We start from the raw sequence: 316 nt of genomic DNA on the forward strand, positions 1-316 counted from the left end.
TTTGAGATCGGCTGTTGGAATAAAGAAAAAGTCCGAGTGGTGTTTAGTCTCGACTGCTGCGACCGTGAAGTCATGAGTTATGTAGCTACCACCGCTGGCATTAACGCTTTGATGGTGCAGGACGTATTGGTCGAAAGTATCGAAAAGCGGTTTGGTGATGTTCAGGAGCTACCTCGCCAGATTGAGTGGCTGACCGATAATGGGAGTTGCTATATTGCTGATGACACTCGGCAGTTCGCGAAATCACTGGGCTTTAAGGTATGCACAACCCCCGTGAGAAGCCCTGAGAGCAACGGCATGGCTGAGGCGTTTGTGA

1 protein-coding gene is annotated in these 316 nt (G+C 50.0%); it reads left to right on the forward strand.

Annotation, left to right across the window (positions count from 1 at the left end; translation table 11 throughout):
* Positions 1-316, forward strand: a 316-nt coding sequence (locus LGT40_RS00115) for a DDE-type integrase/transposase/recombinase (protein ID WP_226343091.1), incomplete at both ends; no start/stop codon positions are given.

This window comes from Methylophaga pinxianii (assembly GCF_020447225.1).
Lineage (GTDB): Bacteria > Pseudomonadota > Gammaproteobacteria > Nitrosococcales > Methylophagaceae > Methylophaga > Methylophaga pinxianii.